Genomic DNA, 18,944 nt, shown 5'->3' on the forward strand with positions numbered 1-18,944 from the left:
CCACGAGTACGCCGGGGGCGACCTCACCCCCGCCGAGACCGAGAACGCCTACTACGATCAAACAGCAACCCCAGCAGCAAGCTGAGGAGACAAAGAACTGAGTCTCCGGACACGCCGGGGCGGTTCACCCCGGTACCTTGCGGCGATTGCGGGCGATCGTGCTTCGGTGTCTGTCAGCTGGCCGAAAGGCTGCACTCGCACGCAGCGGCAGATGAGGTCGCGGCCGGGCAGCCGGAGGCTACCGTCCGCGGCGCGGCAGATGAGGTCGCGGCCGGGCAGCCGGAGGCTACCGTCCGCGGCGCGGCAGATGCGGACGTTCCCCCTTGTCGCTCGGAGGTCGGCGCCGGTCGAAGGTTGGGCTTTTCGGGGGAACCTACCTCAGTGCGGCGTGGAGCCATTCGTCGGAGACATCCGCCGTCTTTGCGGTGCGAACGGTCAGTTCGACTTTGAGTGAGTTGCCGGTGAGGGTGCCGTGCGCGACCGGGATGCGCCCGGCTGCCTCGCAGGCACGAATGAGGTCGATTGTGTTGGCGGAGCTGACCCCGCTCAGGTAGCCGGCTGTTCTTCCTGCAACTCGCACTTCAACAACGTCCGCGACGGAGCGCGCCTTCTGGATCTGTGCTGAGTGGAGGGTCGCAACAACAGACGCAGAGGGTCTTCCACCGAGGATGGGGACGAGCGCGTCTTGGTAAGCCTCCTCGCCCGTGACTTGCATGGACGAGTTGGCGGGAAGGACAACGTAAGGTTCGGTCGGCAGAGGCGACGGGGGTCGAATCTCGTCGGCTCGTGGCAACTGGATCGTGACCCTGCCACGCAACCTCTCGCCTTGTCTTGCCCAGATGCGAGCCGGAACTTGCAGGGCTTCACCTCGTGCCCGCAAGTCCTCGATCACGGTGTGGTACGTCGCTGTTTCGTTGTCGGGCAGGAAGCCGACCACTTGGCCGTTGATCACAACATCGATGAAGTCCGAGCCGTCGATTGCGCGAAGGAGGAGAGCCGGAACCGCATCGAGCTCGGCACCCGCTTCGGTGATCGGGACACGCGCAGCGGAAAAGGCCGCCGAGATGCCAGCCCGGTTCATGAACTCGCCGTCCACCTCGCAGGCGTATGACGTCCAGCCCCAGGCCGTGATGGGTCGCAGGTTCTCGGTCGAAGGAGCTGTCGGTAGTCCCACCGGGGCCACGTCGATGGAGCCCCCGCTGCAGTATCCCGGGACTCGGAGCGTTCCACCAGCGCTGTCGATCACAGGCGCGTACCGGGCAGCGATCCGGCGCGGCACGTATCCGAGCTTGCGGTTCCCGATCCATGCTCCGATGGCGCTTGGATCGTGGACGTTGTTCGGCTCTCGCTTCAACCGAACCTCGACGCGCCCATCGCCGGCGTAATCGATAGCACTGTGATACGACGTGCCGACGATCGGCAGCCACATCTCGTCGCGCGCGGAACCGCTTGTGCCCGTGGTGACGCGCAACGGTGTGGTGCTCTGGGCGACCGCCCGATTCTTCCGGCTCTTTGCCCAGAGATATCCAGCAACCATGGCGACGGCGACGGCGACAAGGAACCAGATCATGTTGTCCTTCAAAGCAAGGGGTGGTCCTCACGATTCTGTCATCCCGCAGCGCCGCCTGTGGTCCAGGCCGCAATGATCGGTGAATGCTACTCAAGATGGCTTAACGCCCAGGCAGACACCCTGCGTGCGGCAGATGAGGTCGCGGCCGGGCAGCCGGAGGCTACCGTCCGCGGCGCGGCAAGTCAGTGCGTTCGGGCAGCGGAGAGGTTGGCGGACCTCGCGGCTTCCTACGCCCCCGAGTCATCGGCCTGACAGCATATGGGCATGGGAATGGACGTTTACGTTGGCCCACTCACCCGCTACACCCTTGGTGACTGGCTAACGGTGGTGCAGCAGACAATGCAAGCAGCGGGGCGCGAGGTGCGGATAGTCCACGCTGAGCCCGAACCCGAGGATGTGATCACCGATCCGGTCGCTGTCTCGGATGCGGTTCGATCCTGGCAGGCCGGTCTGCTCAGCGCTCTGGGGAGTCCAGAGGGCTGGACCGACGAGGCTGAGCTGCCGTATTGGACGGACAAGCCTGATTGGGACGGTTACGGAGGGATGATTCTGCTCGCGGCCTATGACGAGCAGCCGGAGTTTAGGCCTGGCACCCGTCGAGGGCTTCTCCGGCGGGAGAGTCGAGCTGATTCGGCCCGTGCGTTCCAGGACGCTCCCGCATACAAGCGGGCCTCCTCCAATCCGACCAAGTACCCGACTCTGCTTTCCGGGGTTGAATGGTGGCTTCCAGTTGAGGTGGCGCCGACCGTGTTTGAAGCGCCGCGCGTTACCGGCCAACCCGCCCGAATGGGCCGAGTCGACCAACTCGTGGTTGAGCTCACGCTGCTCGCCAAACGCCTCGGGCTGGACGACGACCAACTCGGGCAGCTGCGACAGGCCGGGCCCCCCGACTCTTCAACCGACGTGGAGGCAGCAGGACGATTCGGCCTTGCCGTGTTCCTCGAACTGGCGCATGCCGCCCAGTTGGCCAATCAACCACTCCTTCTCGACTACTGAAGCCCTCATCCGAAATCTCCCGCGAAGTCAGCGGCAGATGAGGTCGCGGCCGGGCAGCCGGAGGCTACCGTCCGCGGCGCGGCAGATGAGGTCGCGGCCGGGCAGCCGGAGGCTACCGTCCGCGGCGCGGCAGATGAGGTCGCGGCCGGGCAGCCGGAGGCTACCGTCCGCGGCGCGGCATGAGTGCGCGGCCAACCCGCAGGGCGGCGTCCGCGCACATCGGCGAGATGTGCGCGTCGGTGAGGCCGAATGATCCCGGGGTGAAGTCGAGCCGGCGCGCCGAGGCTTGCCCTCCTGTCCCTCGTTGTCCTTGCCGCGGACACACTCGCCGGATTCGTACGGGCGATCGAGGCGTCGATTGTCTAGCCGGCTCTACGCGCCAAGCTCGTCTTCAACTCCGCTTGCTAGGCCGAGGCTCGCTTGGCGGCTGCCGCGGCGGCGTAAGCGGCCGCCTTACGCATCGAGGACACCGTCGCGACACCGGCAATTACCATGCCCGTGACCGCGGCGGTGAGACCGGCGAAAACGACGGGATTGGTCCACGCTCCGACCAGTTCGACATCGCCTTCCGGGCCAACGCAGACATAACTCAGTGGCAGGGCATTCCACGTGGACCGCAGAGCTCCCTCCCCGCACCTCTCGTCCAAGGGCAGTGGCGCGAGCATGGATGAATCCCACAAGGCACTCGCGTACGACGTTGCTGCCGTCATCGCCCCCAGAACCGTGACCTGAAGAGCCCTCCCGCGAAGACCGCGAGCCAGCCGGCGACCCTCCCGCCACGGCCAGAACCAATAGCCCAACACAATCAGGCTCACCGGCCAAGCGAAGAAGGCGAGCGCTACCTCCAACCAATACCAAGCCTCCGCCCAGAATTGGGTCACGTCAGCGCATCCTTCGCCATGGCTGCGAGGCTACCCGGCCATTCCGCAAACGGGGCCCCGGCAGCTGGGGGCCCTCCACCTCCGCTGCTGAGAGCAGATTCCGGATGCGGAGAACCTGAAGCCTTGGCAAGCCGACTGGAGTTGCAGGAGCGGTATGCCGAACATCCGCAGATCCGCACCTCGACCGCCCCAGGCGCGGCAGATGAGGTCGCGGCCGGGCAGCCGGAGGCTACCGTCCGCGGCGCGGCATGTCCGGATGTCCTGACTCGAAGGGGCTGGCGGCGCTATGCGCTGCCCGCTCCCTACACGACGGAAACATCCCTGCAGGTGTGACAAACTTAGGGTCCGGTTGGTGCCCACTCAGTCGTGCAGATCGTCGTCGGAGATCTCGAGGTATGGGCGAAATGCTGGATGAATACGGAGGCGGGGAGTTCTCTCCTCCTTCGCGGCGATGCGTTCCGCCACGAGGCTCTTCCGGCGAGCGGAAACCTCGCCCTCGACGTATTCGAACTTGCGGTCAGCAACTTCGACGCCGAAGAACGACGCAGCTGTCAGCCACTTTCGGAGACCTTCGGGGTCAGCGGCGGAGCTCAGGAGGCGATCGATCTCGCCGACCGGCTGGGTCGCAGAAAGGCCAGCAAACTCGTAGAGGGCCTCCTCCAGGTTCACGTCGAGCGACTCACTCTCGACAATCAAAGCTTGAATCGCGAAGCGCGAATACTCCCGTTCTGCGTAAGTGATGTCAGAGGCGTCGATCTGTGAGTGACCTCGATTTATCGCCGTAGTAAGCGCCGAGTTCGCAAAATAGACGAAGTCGCGCGGTCGACGGAGGGCGCGCCACAGGATATAATCTCGTGTCGGTAGGCCGCGGACCTCTTGGCAAAACAGCTCGTCCCACATCGAGGCGGAGCCCACCCGCTTCCGTCTATTGGCGGCATAACGCTCTTCGAGAACGCGAACCAGGAGTTGTTCGTCACCCCAATCGACGGCCCGAGCGCCGATCTTGTCTGGCTCCCGAGCATAGGAACGTACAGCATCAAGGATATCCGTGCGAATAAAAAGGGCGAGAGTCGCATTGAAGCCTGCATCGCCTCGTGACCGACTGAAGTCCTTTTCTATCCTCCCTGCCGCCACGAGTAGCGACAGAATGAACCGAGCGTTCACCTCGAAATCAGCGCCTCGCTCCCAGTTCTTATCGAGGTTATCAATTAGGATGGCAATCCTACGGAAGCCTCCGAGGATTCTCGACGTCAGTGTGCGTAGCCTGCTCAGTTGATCCGCCCGGATGGCACGCGCTACGGCGTCGTGATCATTTCGGTCACCCTGCGCGGTTTCACGTAGCACCCTCTTGACGACTCGCTCGAGCCTCGCCGAGAGATCCTCGTCTGGGTTAATGGACATCTGCTGAAGCAGGTAGCGAAGGTCATCGCCAGCGGTCTGTTCATCCTGCGACAGTGGCCGGCCCCCCAGCAGCTCGAGTGCACGAAGCGCGATCTCGCTCTGAATGAGGAAGGTCCAACTCGTCATCAAGAAGTACTCCGCATGCGCGGGGCTTCCGAACTGTTTGAGGACCTCGATGAGCCCCGCTAGCTCGTAAGAGGAGGGCTTGATTGGAACCACAAGGACCTCGCGATCACGCCCGAGGTCAAGGGCAACCTGCAACATGGTGGCGGTCTTGCCCGTACCCTTTCGTCCTGCGAAGATCTGCGATTCTCCAGCAACGACAGCAGAGAACTCGCTCGTTTGAATGAAATACGCTCCTAGTTCATCCGCCTCGTATTCTGCGACATACTGACCGAAGCTGCTCAGTGGCAGTTCAATATCCAGCTGGAAGCGCCCCAGGCGTCGTCCGCCCAGCCGCGCCTTTGGAATAGTGTCGAGCCATTCTTTGACCTTCTTCTGCAAGTCGGCCGAGGTGCTGTATTGATATAGGAGGTCTCGGTAGTCGAGCGGCGCGGCAAATCCCTGCTGCACCACCATTAGGAGCGGAATTCCTAAACCGTGCGCGAACCCTGCCAAGAAGCTGGCGCGAGCGTTGTGCTCAGTCGCATGCTTCCTACTTGCGCCCAAGAGATGAATGATGGCCGCAGATGAGCGATAGATTTCTTTGGCATAGAACCCAAGTGGCGCGATGCCAAGGTCGTCTCCAGCGCCTAAGATCTTAAGGTGACTCTGCCTCTCCAGGAGTTGTTCTAGTCCCAGCGCCGCACTGAACCGCAGAGGCAGCGATGGCGCAAAGACCGCATTCTCCTCTCGCGGTTTGCCGTTCGCAAGTAGGACCCCGAAGAGCGGCTGCGTGCTGTGGCCCAGGCTGCTCAGATATCGACCGACGAGCACTTCTGGATTCCCAGCATACTCGGTGCGGCCTACTGTCGCGAAAATGGCCACTTCGTTCCATATGCGTTCAGCTTCGGCGTCGGTCTCATCGAATGCTAGCCATATTGGCTTGTTTCGGGCGACGGCATAGCCCAATTCGAAGAGCACATTCCAGTTCATCGAACTGATCTCTCCGACTAGTCCGTCAGACGCATCTATTTCTTCGATGATGGAGTCGATAAGTACGCGACCGTCGACCTTCATGTCTTCCCATGTGCGGGCATCGTGTCCGCGCTTCGACAGTGCGGAGGCGGCGTCTCGCATGGCTTCTGCGCGGAGTGGAGGCGCTGAGGCGTAGGCGAAGAAGACCCGATTGCGTTGTTCGTCTGGGGTGACCACCGCACCACGGTAGCGGTTGATGTGCACCAGCGAGTGGCTACTCTGCCGCGCGCCCGGACCACCAGTTGCCGCGCGTGGCATGTGCGCCGGCTGGCCTACGACCGACCCGGGCCGGCCGATGGTCCGAGTTGTCTGAGGTCGGCTTCCCTAATGCCAATAGTCTCGTGGAGTGCTGGTCGACTGCATTGAGGACGGTGCGAACGATTGCGATCCGAGCGCGCGCGTTACGGGCGTTGTGGGTCCGCAGAACACGATCGCTCGGTGGGACTGCGCGGACTACGTCCTGAAATCGGCATGGTCGAGCACGCGACGTGCGGCTACGTAGAGACTTCCCGAGGATCGGTGTCCGGCCAGACTCGATCCAGGCGTCGGTTGGGTCGCTCTCAACTGCGGCTGCCCGCCTGGCCTTCGCAGTAGCTCCAGTCGGTTTGGCATGGATGCTCTCCGAGTGGCTGGGCAGCCGAGGGAGCGAGTGATGCTGGTCAACTTCCTCATCACCACGCCCTACGCCATGCTGTAGCTACTTCTCATCGGAGTCATCAGCTACCTAGCCGTCATCCTGATCCTGAGCTTCCTCGACCTCGTCGAGCAGTTCCGCGATCGGGTCGAGCGGTGGCTAATCCATCGAGGAGACACTTGATGCCACTCGTTCCCTACCTCGCGCTGATCATCTTCCACCAATCCCAATTCTCACGGCTGTGGGCAGTGATCGCGCTGATCCTCAGGCTCATCTAGGCGGGGGCTGTCGTACACGCAACAGCGAGCACGTTGCTCGCTGTATTCGTATGCTGCGTGCATGAGCCGTGCCCGTAAGCCGAACAGCTTCAACCCAGAGCGTGCAGCGAACGGGATGGGGAGTCTCGGCTCACCCGCCAAGCGCCTTAGGCCGTTATTCAAGATTAGCCGCGGGGTCTGCTGCACGATCAGGTGACAGTGGTTAGTCACGCAGCCTGATTGGCTGTCGTGGTCATGATGGTCTCGTACTCGATGGGGGTCAATCGGCCCAGCCCGTGTTGGCGCCGGCGTCGGTGGTAGGTGCGTTCGATCCAGGTCACGATCGCGATCCGGAGCTGTTCGCGGGTGGCCCAGGCGTGCCGGTTGAGGACGTTCTTCTGGAGCAGGGAGAAGAAGGATTCCATGGCGGCGTTGTCGCCGCAGGCACCGACCCGGCCCATCGATCCGACCATGTGGTGGCGGTTCAGCGCGCCGACGAATTTCCGGCTACGGAATTGCGACCCTCGATCGGTGTGAACCACACAGCCGGCGACCACGCCACGGCGGGCGACAGCATTGTTGAGCGCGGTGACGGCGAGGCGGGACTTCATCCGGGAGTCGATGGAGTAGCCCACGATCCGGTTGGAGTACACGTCCTTGAACGCGCACAGGTACAGCTTGCCCTCGTTCGTCCAGTGTTCGGTGATGTCGCCGATCCACAACTCGTTGGGTGCTGTGGCGGTGAACTCGTGCCGGGTACGGCCCTTCTCGTCGATGACGGCGCACAGGTCGTCGTGGACCGGCGGGCCGGGCTTCTTCCCGTTGCGGCCGCGCTTCTTGCCGAAAGCCGACCACCAGCCGTTGTCGGCACAGATCTTCCACGCGGTGCGTTCGGCCATCGGCTGGCCGGCCTGGCGGGCCTCATCGGCCAAGAACCGGTAGCCGAACTCCGGATCATCACGGTGGGCGTCGAACAAGGCGTTGGCCCGGTGCGCCTCGACCAGCTCGGCGTCGGTGACCGGGTGGGCCAGCCACCGGTAGTACGGCGCCCTGGCGAGCTTCAACACCCCGCACGCGACCGTGACGGGGATCCCGTCGCCGGCCAGCTCTTTGACGAGCGGGTAGATCATTTTCCCGGCAGGTTGGCCTGCGACAGATAGGCCGCTGCCCTGCGCAGGACTTCGTTCTCCTGCTCGAGCAGCCGGATCCGCCGCCGGGCCTCACGCAGCTCAGCTGAGGCGACCTGGCTGGTGCCGGGCCGTTCACCGTCTTCGATGTCGGCCTTCTTCAGCCAGTCGTACAGCGTGGTGAAGTGGATCCCGAAGTCCTTGGCGATCTGATCCAGCCCGACACCGGGCTCTCGATTCCTGGCGACGCGAACAACGTCGTCACGGAACTCCTTGGGATACGGCTTCGTCGACACGGTGGACATCCTCCCAGCCAAGCCCGAAGGCTAGGCAGATCAGTTGTCACCTATCCGTGCAGCAGACCCGCGAGATGACTGACGCCGGCGACTATGCACTTGCGAGAACCGGGCCAGCCAACGTCGCAACTCAGGAGCAGTTCGAACGCACGATTCTCCTTCGTGGGGTGAACATCCTGAAGGCCGCTCGTCTCGTCTGTGAGGCGGGTCACTGGGAGGTCGCATCCTCCTGCGCGCGCCAGCTGTACGAGATCCTCCTGAACATGGAGGCGATTGATCGCGCGCCAAGCCGCGAGGAGGCATCGATCAAGTTCGCGCTGTACGGGATGTTGCAGAAACTGCTCTTCCAGAAGGCAGAGCTTGAGTACGAGCGAGACACGGGTCGCATGGCGCGGGTCGATCAGTTGCCAGAGATCCAGCAACGTCTCGACTCCGCGATCTTCAACGAGTTCAGGCGTGAAAAGCCTGGCGGTGGCGATCCGTTCGTCAGCTCATGGACGAAGCAGAGCACCTGGGACCTTGCCAAGGCTTCAGCAAGCACACTGCGAGTCGCTCAGTACAACACGCTGTTCAAGAAGTGGTCGGCAGAGACCCATGGGGCTCCGGGCGCCTACATCGACAACATGTTCGGCAGAACCGGGACCAACTGGGCGAAGGAGGCTATTGAGCAGGATGATGAGGAGATCTCGGGAGTCATGCAGATGGCGATGTTGCTCTTCCTCGACCTGTGGGCGCTCGTGACGGACACTGTGCCGTTCCCTGCTGAAGATGCTGTCCTATGGACCGAACGGATCTTCGCTTGGATCGAGCGAGACTCGAAGATCCCTGACGATATGAGATACCCGAAGCGGCCAGATGGCAGTTACATCATCGCCCCGCCTCCGAAACCTGAAGATCCGGCCTGATCGTCGCTGTCGTTATGGGAGACTCGGCGCCGTGAGTGGATTGTCCGGTAAGCGCATAGCCGAAAGCACTGTGGCTGGCGTTGTCGCGGCTCTCATCGCTACTGTCATCGCTGAGTCGCTCGCCCACATCGCTGTGACCGACAATGACATCGAAGTACGGCTGAAGGCTATGGAGAAGATCTTCAAAACGGCAGGCCGGCCAAGAACGAGGTGTCTGGGTCCGATGGCGAGCGACTTCAAGTCGTGCCACTGGTCGTAAGCGACATCGCACCGAGGGACGACGATGCTCCCGCTCAAGCAAGCAAGCAAGAGCCGTTCAGGCTGTCAATGATCCCAACGTCGACACGCTGGTACTGCTCGGTGCTGCTGGCGGTCACGGCACGATCCCGGCGGGTGGCGGGCGCTTGGTTCTAAACCCCAAGGAGACTGAGAGACGCCGCGGCGTGCTCAACCCGAGGGCGTGGAGGAAGCTCGACTTACCCAGCCTTCCCGTTCGACTTACCGTGGCCTTCCATCGGGAGCGCAGGACGAACATCCGCAGATCGGCAGAGGCGGTCGTTGTGGTGACACCCCCAGCGGGCGAGGCGTCGCCTCATGAGACTGACCCAGGAACCTCAAATCCCTGAGTGCATGCGGGCTGCCGCGCGATGACTTGGCCGTTTGAGGCAGGCCAGGCTGTGCCGCCCCGGGGTGCCCTTGGCGCGTAGTTGGCCATCGCCCGGCTCTCAACAGAAGCCTGCTGCGCGACCGACAGCGTGGCCACGTCGTACCGCTTATGGAACGTATTCGCACGATAGTTGACCGTTCAGGCATTCCCGTGACGTTCACGGTCGCACCCGAGCAGAGACAGTAGTTCTGACAAGGGGGAAACTCCTCGGGGGCTCTGGTGGGGCGGGTGGGGCTCGAACCCACGACCCAGGGATTATGAGTGACCCGGATGTGCCCCTGACTAGGACATATTGCACGGCTATTGCACGCCGTGTGCAATAAGGACGCGTTCAGTGTGGATTTCTGGCCATTTCCGGCTATACCCCCACCCCTATCGGGATGGTCGTGCGGTAATGATCAGTGTACGCCTCGGGTCGGGAAAAGGCATCTGACAAGGTGGAAGTCGTGGGCCGTCGCCGTAGAGACCGCACCGGGCGAAGTCCGGGTCTTTGGCCCTCCGCAAGGCGCCGGAGGTGCCCGTCACCCAAGGAAACGGCCCTGAAATCGCCGCCGTCCGCCGATTCGTCCCCTGCGATGAGCCTGTCGGCTACGCATAACGCTATTGCACGCTATTGCATGCAACTATTCCGGTAGTAGTATCCCTGGGTCGTCGGATACCCCCATGGGGTAGCGCGCGAGGGGTGGGGGGTATGCGGCGCCGACGATGCCAGATCCGGCCGGGCGGAACATCTGGTGCTAGCATTGCTGTCAGGAGGTGGACGTGATGGGGACCCTAACTATCAGGCAGCTCGATGAGCGCACGCACGCCCGGTTGCGAGGCAGGGCCGCCAAGCACGGCCGCTCGGTCGAGGCCGAAGTGCGCGCGATCCTGGATGCCACAGTCGACCTGCCCGAGGAGAACTTCCTGCTGGCCCTGCACGCGGCGATGTCCGAAATCGGCGGGGTGGAACTTCCGCTGGAGCCGCGAACCGACTTGCCTCGCCCGGTGGACCTGACGTGATCATCGCCGACACCAACGTGGTGTCGGAGTTCATGCGTGATGAGCCCGATCCCGCACTGCTGTCCTGGGCCAGCTCACTGGGGCCCTCGGACCTCACGATCTGTGTGGTGACGGTGGAGGAGATCGAGCGCGGTATCCGTCGGCTGCCGACGGGCAAGCGGCGGCGCCAACTCGAGCAGCGCTGGCAGCGCCTCGTGGCCGCGTTCCACGAGGTCATCGTGGTGTACGACGTTGAGGCCGCTGAGGCGACCGCAGCGGTGCTCGTGTCGAGCGAGGCCGCTGGGAGACCGATGAGCCTGGCCGACGCGCAGATCGCCGGCATCTGCATGGCCGGAGACCACCAGCTGGCAACTCGGAACGTACGAGACTTCGAGGCTGTCGCCGATCTGAGTGTGCTGGACCCCTTCCGCTGATCTCCCGAAGGCGCCGAGGCCTGTGCTACGTGGTGCCGTGAAAACTCAGTGGCATCTTTAGTTTGAGTGCCGCGTCACCGAGCGAAACTCAGGTTTGCGGATGTCGCCAGGCGTTGGAGGGGTGGGGTATCCGGTCTGAGGCCGTAGCGACGGACGGTGGACGGCCCGGTTGTTGGCGGCGTGGTCAGGAGTCGCATGGTGGCAACGCTGACAATCAGAGAGCGCGATGGGCGAACGTCCCTGGTCGCGGGCCCGCCGCCCCGGTGAATCTGTCGTGATGGTCGAGGACCCCGCGTCGCAGCAAGGACTCGGCTGCTATCGGTCGCAGGCGATGCCGTTGTGGTTGGTGTCTCTCCAGGAGGCGTAGCCCCGGGAACCCTTTGGGTAGGGGCCCTTGGAACAGGGATATTTGGTGAGGAGGAGATTGCGCTCGCTCTGGGCGTTCCAGGTCTTCAGGGCGGACTTGTACTTCTTGGTCCGTGCGGCGTTCTTCTCTTTGTTCTCTTCGACCCAGTAGGGCTGTTCGTAGAGCCATTCACGTACGCCTCCGTGCCAGGAGCAAGCTCCTCGACCCGTGGCGTCGGAAGATGATCCGTCCCTGCAGGTGGCGCCCACACGGACGGGAGTCCCGTGGGTCGGCAGCAGCTTCGGTGGAGTGGGCCGTGGGCCCAGCTTCACCTTCTCGATCTTGTCGTCCGGCGTGACCGTAGGGGTCGGACTGGGTGACGGAGTGGTTGATGGAACCGCTACCGGAGTTGGGCTCGAACTCGGAGGTGGCGCCGGCGGTGTCGCGGGTGCGCTGAGGTAGGCCTGCGGCTGCCCGCTGGTGGATGGGTGGGCCATTGCGCCGATGCCGGCGTTGACCAGCAAGAGCGCTATCCCACCGGCAATGGCTGTATGGAAAACGCGGCGTCCGCGGCTCTGGCCGGGTCGACCCGTCATCAGGGTCTTCAGCCCCGTGCCAAGACCAGCCATCTTCGATGGAGCATCTGCTGCGCTAACTACGGCCGGCGGAGCGGGCCTTAGCCGGGCATGTTCGGCACGCTCGGCCTGAATGGATGCGATGAGCGGTCGAGTGTCGCCGGCCTCGATCGCGGCTGCGAGTTCAAAGGCATACCTGACTTGGGGTGCCTGGTCTGGGGGATAGGCGATCCCGGACACTTTCTGCCGGTTGCTGACATGAATCAGTGTGATCGGTCGCGACGGGTCGTGCTGGAGGCCGATGAGCTTGCCGAACGCCCACTCACGGCTGTTTAGGCCACCCTGAAAGACGACCCTCTTGTTGGAGACGACGGCCTGGCCCTCGTCGGTGATCCGAAGCTCTTCAGAGCCTTGGACGAAGGTGCCGCGCGAGCCACCCACGTGGTAGCGGATGCCGCGGCTGAGGCGGAAGGAAAACCCCGACGATCCGCCATGGTAGGTGCCGGCGCCGCGCTTGACCTCGATCAACTTGCAGCCGTTGAAGACTCCGAAGAGAGACTCGCCGCGCTTCGGGACGAAGTTGCTGCCCACCTGTTCCGGACGGAATCCCGACCCGGAGCGAGCAGTGGAGAGCATCCAGTCGAACAGTTGGTCGTCGTTCACCCAGGCGAGGTCAGCACGCCGATACTCCGTCTGCCGCCGTTGGTTCTCCTGGGCAGCCCACCTTTCGCGGCGAGCGGTTTCTGCGCTACTCGGCTCCGTCATATCGGTCTCCCTTGGCCAACCCTCAGCACGCTAGCAACCTGGGGCACCTCACGTCGCCAATGAGGGGACATTGCTAGAGCCGCGCGAGTTTCGAGCGGGCTTCGGACACGCGCCTGAGTTGTTGGGTGTGCGGCTTGGCGCCTCAGCCAAGCTCCCAGGCGGACCGCACGGCGGTGGCGATTTGCCGCACGCGATGGTCAGCGATCTGCTGCGGCCGTTCAACAAGCCATTGCACCAGGTGGTCGCCGGCCACATAGCAGTATCGATTCCCAGCCGATCCCTGCGGAAACTCGGCCCAGATCACTACGACGGGCTGAACCCACTGATTGATGCGGGTCTTGGCGATGACCCGATTGTGTGTCTCCCCAGCGAGGGCCGCCACTTGCGACGCTCCAGCCCAGGGGCTGGATGGGCCGCCTTCCCAGCGCACTATCCGAAGCTCGTCCCCGCGCACCTCAACGGTTCCGCTCCAGCGCTTGCTGTCGAGAAGGAACACGCCCCCAGGGCCGATTACCAGGTGATCAATATTGCCTCCCCGACGCGTCTTGATGTCGTGCAAGACGACCCACGAACCGGGAAGGCGGCTCAGTTCCTTGGCTGTCTTCTGCTCGCCCCAAGCCCCGAGTTGCCAATTCTCGATCCACCCGGGCGGGCTCTGGCGAACTAAGACCCAGAAGGTCAGGACGGCACCGGAGAAAAGGCCGCCCATCCAGGGCTGGCCGAGAAGAAGGAAGGCGGCGTTGGCGGCTGCCCCGATCAGGATGAGAATGCCTCCGAGGATCCCGAAGAACTTACGGTTGCGGCGGAGCCAGTCCTTGCGAAGAGAATCGTGTCGTCGTTGTGCACTTGCTCCGGGCTTGCCTTCAAGAGGTGATTCCCCCTCAAGGCTTGAAGGCGCCTCGACCGGTTGCTCCGGTGCGCCAGCTTGGTCTTTCCTCATTGCTGTCCTCTACTCGTCGGTGTTCAACCCGTATCGACGCACGACCGGGTCAAGCGCGATGAGCCGCAGGAGTCTGTTGTCGGTGGCGCCGAGCCGTCGAGCAAGCCAATACCTGTAGGCCAGGATGTTCTCGCCGACTGCCCGCACCTGTTGGTCGACAGGAGGAGCGGGGGCGTCCACATGTTTCGCGGCCATGAAGGCGGCTCGCGATCGCTCCGGCCAATCCTTGTCGAGCACCCTTTCTGGGATCGTGTTGCGCAGTCGCTGGAGCCGCGACACGTATGACTCTCCTGCTGCCGACTTGTCGCTCTTGCCAGCCTCGAGCGCCAGTACGAAGCCAATCGCCTCAAGTGCCGCGCCGACGTTCACCTGCTGCACCTCCAGGAACATTCCGGGCTGATGGAGCATGGCGTGCATCTGCTGTACACCGCGCTGGAACGCCCTGCGCACGCGGAGCCATTCCCTGATGCCCGCCGCGCCCACATCGGAATAGCGGAACAGGAACCGGCGCGGGTCGGGCGGCAGGGGAGCTTCTTGGTTGTCTCGTTCGTAACTCCGGACGAGACTCCACCTCTGACCGATCGGGTTCCCCGCTTGAGTCTCCTCGGGGTCGTCATCGCGGCGGACGTGCATGCTTCGAAACCCGATGCGGTCCCACGCGGAGATCTCCACAAGCCCAAGGAGAGCGCGGTGGAGATCGGCGTGGTCGTCCCATGGCTTCGCTCTGACGACTTGGGTCTTGATCTGAGCGGGGGCTTCAATGCCGGACCCGTCGGTCACGAATCGTTCTCGCCAGGTTGCTTCTGCTGAGAGGTTCAGCTTCTGGGAGAGACCGATGCGTTCGCCGCTACTGCTCGCGATGGAGATGGCCTGCGCGCGGCCTTCCGCGTCTCTGTCGATCTGGACGTCCACGCCGCTGAGCCCTAGCCAGTCGGAGAGTCCGCTGATCTCGGTCCGCATGGCGTTGACTACTGGGTAGCGATAGTTGCGCGCCCCCAGGATGGCCCTTCGCGCAATGATGACCCCTTCAGTGCCGAGGCCCGACCATGCCGCGTGCGACCAAGAGCAGCCGACTAGTACCACGATTCCGTGGCGGTCGACGAAGGCAATCGTTTCGGGGGCGGCATAGTCATACTTCGTTCGGTCAGGATCGTCGCCGAACTCCGCGAAGGAGGCATGAAACCACCGCTCGTGGAGGTCATGGGTTCCAGGCAGCAGGGGCACATGGACAGTGATCTGCTTCCCGTCGTCCATGAGCATGCACGGTGCCGGCTGACTTGGGTCAGGGAGCTTCTGGTGATGTAGCCAACCGACTCTCGGCGTCCCCACGACTAGCTCGTTACTCATGCCCGCCTCGCCCAGGTTCAGGCATCGTCGTCATCGCGCTCTTGTCATCTCGACTGGCACCTCGCAACTCCTGGGTTCGCGTCCTCCCACGAGTCTGGCACCGGTCGGGCGCATTCACTTGGGTTCCGTGACTCCAAGCCGTGCACGGACCAGGAATTCGAGACACACCCGCTACACACTTGGACTGGTTACGTCGTTGAGCACCTCCCCCCGGCTGTGGATAACCCTCGCGGACCGTGTGTCCTTGGCGGAGGCCCGGGCAAGTCTCTCGAAGCTCGTCGAGTCGGCTGTCACGACCCACGAGCGGTTCGAGGTGACCCGCAATGGAGCCCGCGTCGCGGTTCTGCTGGGTGCTGACGACTACGACTCGCTGCTCGAGACTCTCGACATCCCGGGTGGCCCCGACGAGGTCGCGGCCACCCGGGATGGGCTCGCCGAACTTGAGGCCGATGAGGTCTTCACCGCCGAGGAGGTCCAAGCAGCTCTGGCCGCCCGCGAGATGTAGCCGGATGCCCGGAAGCTACGAGGAGGTGGTCTTCACCCGATCGGCCCGCCGCGCCCTGGAGCGCGAACTCCCCAAGAAGGTCGCCGCGGCAGCCTTCGATTTCATCATGGGACCGCCGAAGGGAAGACCCCCGAGAGGTTGGCAAGCCCCTGCGCGAGCCACTCGCCCCACTGTTTGCCGCCCGCCGCGGCGAGTAGAGGTTGATTCACCGAATCATCGACCAGCGCCTGGTCATCGAGCTCGTCTCGGTCGTCCACCGCCGCGACGCGTACCGCTCCTGACGCTGCTGCGTTCCTGAAGATCTCCAGATACTTCGCCCCCGCCTGTCCGGATACGGCCGCTCTGGCGGCTTAAGGAGCTGAGAGGCCGCAGAAACCCACGCCTGCTCCGTCCCGATCGCCCGATTCCTGGGCCTAGGGAAGGTGAGAAGACCTGCGCCTTTGTGGCCTCCCACGCGTCCCGATCGCCCGTTCCGTGGGCTTAGGGAGAGTGCCCAGGTCTCGCCGGAGAGGAGGTGAGTGGTGACGATCAGCCTGAAGAAGGTCACGGCTGGGTCCGGCTACGACTACCTGACCCGACAGGTCGCGGCCCAGGACGGCCTGGTCAGGACCGGGCTCGCCGCCTACTACGAGGAGAAGGGCGAGGCGCCTGGCGTCTGGATGGGCTCAGGACTGGACGGGCTGGACGGCATGGCCGCCGGCGACCCGGTCACGGAGGCGCAGATGAAGGCCCTCTTCGGCAACAGCCACCACCCTCTTGCCGACCAGATCCGGCAGGCCGCCCTGGACGCCGGCCTGAGCGAACGCGAGGCCGAGAAGGCCTGCCGGCTCGGCCGACCCTTCGCCGTCCGGACGAACGGCTCGCCCGAGTTCCACCAGGAACTCAAGCGCCGGTACGTCGCCGCCAACCTCGCCGCGGGACGTTCGGCCAACACCAAGCTCGGCCCCGACGCGCTCGCCCAGATCCGTAGCGACGTCGCGGGGGAGTTCTTCGCCAGGGAGTTCGGCCGCGCTCCCGAAACGCCGCTCGAACTTCACCGCGCGGTCGCCATCTGGTCGCGTCCCGTCGCGGCCACCATCGCCGGCGTCGACCTCACTGTGTCGCCGACGAAGTCGTTCTCGACCCTGTGGGCACTCGCCCCGCTCGCCACCAGCAAGCAGCTCGAGGAGCTGCACCGCCAGGCCGTCGCAAAGGTCGTCGAGTACCTCGAGACGCAGGCATTCAGCCGCATAGGGCCGCACGGCGTCCGCAACGTCGAGACCCGCGGCCTGGTCGCGGTCGCGTTCACCCATCGCGACTCCCGCGCCGGCGACCCCGATCTGCACACCCACCTCGTCATCGCCAACAAGGTGCAGAGCACCGACGGACGCTGGTACGCCCTCAACACCAACCTGATCTACAAGGCCAAGGTCGCCGCGTCCGAGCTCTACTCCGCCACCCTTGAGGCCTCCCTCGCCGAGACCTTCGGCATCCGCTTCGTCGAGCGCAGCACCGGCGCGGGCAAACGTCCCGTCCGTGAAATCGACGGCATCGACCTCGGCCTCACAGCCCGCTGGTCCACCCGGCGCGGACAGATCGAGCACCGTCGCGACGAACTCGCCGCCGCCTTCCTCGCCGACCACGGACGCCCACCCACCGAGGCCGAGATGATCGCCCTCGCCCAACGCGGCAACCTCGAGACCCGCGAGGCCAAGCACGAGCCGCGCTCACTCGCCGAACAGCGCGCCTCCTGGCGCGGGCAGGCCGAGCAGGTTCTCGGCGCCGGGGGAGTGGACGGCATGCTCGCCACCGTCTTCAACCGATCGGCCGTGCAGCCGAAGAGGCCGAGCACCGACTGGCTCATCGACGCCTCCGCCCGCGTGATCGGAGTCCTGGAGAGCGAGCGCTCGACCTGGCAGAGCTGGCACGTCCGCGCCGAGGCCCTTCGGCAGACCCGCGCCGCCGGCGTCCCTTCCGAACTGCTTGACCGCGTCGTCGACACCATCGTCGACCTGGCCCTGGAGATGCGATCGATCCGGCTCAGCATCGACGACGCGATCCAGGAGCCGGACGCCTTGCGCCGCGCAGACGGCCAGAGCGTCTACACGATCCCCGGCGTGGACTGGTACACCTCCAGCCGCATCCTCGAGGCCGAACAGCGCATCGTCGCCAACGCCGGACGCACCGACGGACGTGCCGTCGACCGGAGCCTCGTCGACCTCGCGCAACTCGAAGCGCTCGCCAACGGGACTCAACTGACGCCCGGCCAGAGCGACCTTGTCCGCGACATGGCGTGCTCCGGGCGCCGAGTCCAGCTCGCCATCGCCCCGGCCGGCACAGGCAAGACCACCGCCATGCGCGTCCTCGGCTCAGCGTGGACGGAGTCGGGTGGCACTGTGATAGGGCTGGCGCCGTCCGCGGCCGCCGCCAAAGCCCTCGCCGATCAGCTCGACGTGCCCTGCGACACCCTCGCGAAGCTCACCTGGAGCCTTGACCACCCCGAGCAGCCGATGCCCGCGTGGGTGGCCGCCATTGGTCCCACCAGCCTCGTCATCATCGACGAAGCCGGCATGGCCGACACCCTCAGCCTGGACCGGGCGATCGCTGAGGTGATGATCCGCGGCGGCAGCGTCCGCCTCCTCGGGGATGACCGCCAGCTGTCCGCGATCGGCGCCGGCGGCGTCCTGCGGGACATCGAATCCGAGCACGGCGCTTGCCGGCTGACCGAGGTCCTGCGGTTCAACGACCCGGCCGAGGCGGCAGCGTCCACCGCGCTGCGGGAGGGGCGCGCGGAGGCGCTTGGCTACTACCTCGACCACAACCGCGTCCACGTCGGCGACATCATCACCATGGCGCGCGCGGTGCTGGATGCGTGGACGCAGGATCACGCGAATGGGCTGGACGCCCTCATGCTCGCCCCGACCCGGGACCTCGTTGCCAGACTCAACCAGCTCGCCCAACAGCGCTACCACGATGGCCACAGCATGCTGGGTCGCGGTGCAGGCCTCGCCGACGACAACATCGCAGTGGCCGGCGACCTCGTGATCACCCGCCACAACGATCGCCGGTTACCGGGCGGATTCAACTGGTGGTCGCAACACCTTGATCGTGGAGGTGTTGGGTGGGGGTCGGGAATAGGCAGCGGAATGTTCGTGAGTATCGGGGTCAGCTTCCCTCGCCGGGGCGACCGACGGTTGCCTG

At 64.4% G+C, this 18,944-nt stretch carries 12 protein-coding genes and 1 pseudogene; 6 read left to right on the plus strand and 7 right to left on the minus strand.

Translation table 11 applies throughout. From position 1 onward, the window contains the following. Positions 1 to 373 precede the first annotated feature (373 nt). A complete protein-coding gene (locus ACFQQJ_RS04755) occupies positions 374 to 1,570 on the minus strand; it encodes an HIRAN domain-containing protein (protein ID WP_377104652.1) in 1,197 nt (398 codons plus the stop codon). Between the two features lie 264 nt (positions 1,571 to 1,834). On the opposite strand from ACFQQJ_RS04755, the gene ACFQQJ_RS04760 reads away from it, so the two are divergent. Beyond that, positions 1,835 to 2,566, plus strand: coding sequence for a hypothetical protein (locus ACFQQJ_RS04760; RefSeq protein ID WP_377104654.1), 732 nt, complete (start codon positions 1,835 to 1,837; stop codon positions 2,564 to 2,566). A 404-nt stretch (positions 2,567 to 2,970) separates the two neighbouring features. On the opposite strand, the gene ACFQQJ_RS04765 is transcribed toward ACFQQJ_RS04760, so the two are convergent. The 3 genes from ACFQQJ_RS04765 to ACFQQJ_RS04775 form a co-directional block, all read right to left on the minus strand. Further along, positions 2,971 to 3,447, minus strand: a complete 477-nt coding sequence (locus tag ACFQQJ_RS04765) for a hypothetical protein (protein ID WP_377104656.1) — start codon at positions 3,445 to 3,447, stop codon at positions 2,971 to 2,973. A 360-nt stretch (positions 3,448 to 3,807) separates the two neighbouring features. Next, positions 3,808 to 6,189 carry a P-loop ATPase, Sll1717 family gene (locus tag ACFQQJ_RS04770; RefSeq protein ID WP_377104658.1) on the minus strand — a complete coding sequence of 794 codons (2,382 nt, stop codon included), beginning with the start codon at positions 6,187 to 6,189 and terminating at the stop codon, positions 3,808 to 3,810. 914 nt (positions 6,190 to 7,103) lie between these two features. Then, positions 7,104 to 8,308 (minus strand): IS3 family transposase gene (locus tag ACFQQJ_RS04775; RefSeq protein ID WP_377104660.1). Its coding sequence is split into 2 segments (ribosomal slippage): positions 7,104 to 8,009 and positions 8,012 to 8,308, totalling 1,203 coding nucleotides; the frame shifts between segments, so codons are not numbered across the junction. A 47-nt stretch (positions 8,309 to 8,355) separates the two neighbouring features. On the opposite strand from ACFQQJ_RS04775, the gene ACFQQJ_RS04780 reads away from it, so the two are divergent. The 3 genes from ACFQQJ_RS04780 (at position 8,356) to ACFQQJ_RS04790 (ending at position 11,286) form a co-directional block, all read left to right on the plus strand. Beyond that, positions 8,356 to 9,204 (plus strand): DUF5677 domain-containing protein, encoded by an 849-nt coding sequence (locus tag ACFQQJ_RS04780; protein WP_377104662.1) that lies wholly within the window; start codon positions 8,356 to 8,358, stop codon positions 9,202 to 9,204. Between the two features lie 1,432 nt (positions 9,205 to 10,636). Further along, positions 10,637 to 10,873, plus strand: coding sequence for a toxin-antitoxin system antitoxin subunit (locus ACFQQJ_RS04785; RefSeq protein WP_377104674.1), 237 nt, complete (start codon positions 10,637 to 10,639; stop codon positions 10,871 to 10,873). After that, a complete protein-coding gene (locus tag ACFQQJ_RS04790; protein WP_377104664.1) occupies positions 10,870 to 11,286 on the plus strand; it encodes a type II toxin-antitoxin system VapC family toxin in 417 nt (138 codons plus the stop codon). The genes ACFQQJ_RS04785 and ACFQQJ_RS04790 overlap by 4 nt, the downstream gene beginning before the upstream one ends. Before the next feature lie 315 nt (positions 11,287 to 11,601). On the opposite strand, the gene ACFQQJ_RS04795 is transcribed toward ACFQQJ_RS04790, so the two are convergent. From ACFQQJ_RS04795 to ACFQQJ_RS04805, 3 genes are all read right to left on the minus strand, one after another. Then, positions 11,602 to 12,870, minus strand: a complete 1,269-nt coding sequence (locus tag ACFQQJ_RS04795) for a hypothetical protein (protein ID WP_377104666.1) — start codon at positions 12,868 to 12,870, stop codon at positions 11,602 to 11,604. 244 nt (positions 12,871 to 13,114) lie between these two features. After that, on the minus strand, positions 13,115 to 13,912 hold the full coding sequence (locus tag ACFQQJ_RS04800) for a nuclease-related domain-containing protein (protein ID WP_377104668.1): 798 nt from the start codon (positions 13,910 to 13,912) through the stop codon (positions 13,115 to 13,117). Between the two features lie 9 nt (positions 13,913 to 13,921). Further along, positions 13,922 to 15,166, minus strand: a complete 1,245-nt coding sequence (locus ACFQQJ_RS04805) for a hypothetical protein (RefSeq protein ID WP_377104670.1) — start codon at positions 15,164 to 15,166, stop codon at positions 13,922 to 13,924. A 289-nt stretch (positions 15,167 to 15,455) separates the two neighbouring features. Between ACFQQJ_RS04805 and ACFQQJ_RS04810 the strand changes: the two genes are divergently transcribed. Continuing rightward, positions 15,456 to 15,764, plus strand: coding sequence for a type II toxin-antitoxin system Phd/YefM family antitoxin (locus ACFQQJ_RS04810; protein ID WP_377104672.1), 309 nt, complete (start codon positions 15,456 to 15,458; stop codon positions 15,762 to 15,764). Positions 15,765 to 16,285: 521 nt separating this feature from the next. Next, positions 16,286 to 18,523: pseudogene (gene mobF, locus ACFQQJ_RS04815) on the plus strand (MobF family relaxase); the annotation flags it as partial. Positions 18,524 to 18,944: the final 421 nt, after the last annotated feature.

It is taken from the genome of Propionicimonas sp. T2.31MG-18 (assembly GCF_964266745.1).
Lineage (GTDB): Bacteria > Actinomycetota > Actinomycetes > Propionibacteriales > Propionibacteriaceae > Propionicimonas.

Coding starts and splice junctions, on each gene's coding strand:
- ACFQQJ_RS04760 (WP_377104654.1), top strand. CDS start 1,835: ATGGGAATGGACGTTTACGTTGGCCCACTCACCCGCTACACCCTTGGT.
- ACFQQJ_RS04805 (WP_377104670.1), bottom strand. CDS start 15,166: ATGGACGACGGGAAGCAGATCACTGTCCATGTGCCCCTGCTGCCTGGA.
- ACFQQJ_RS04800 (WP_377104668.1), bottom strand. CDS start 13,912: ATGAGGAAAGACCAAGCTGGCGCACCGGAGCAACCGGTCGAGGCGCCT.
- ACFQQJ_RS04755 (WP_377104652.1), bottom strand. CDS start 1,570: ATGATCTGGTTCCTTGTCGCCGTCGCCGTCGCCATGGTTGCTGGATAT.
- ACFQQJ_RS04785 (WP_377104674.1), top strand. CDS start 10,637: ATGGGGACCCTAACTATCAGGCAGCTCGATGAGCGCACGCACGCCCGG.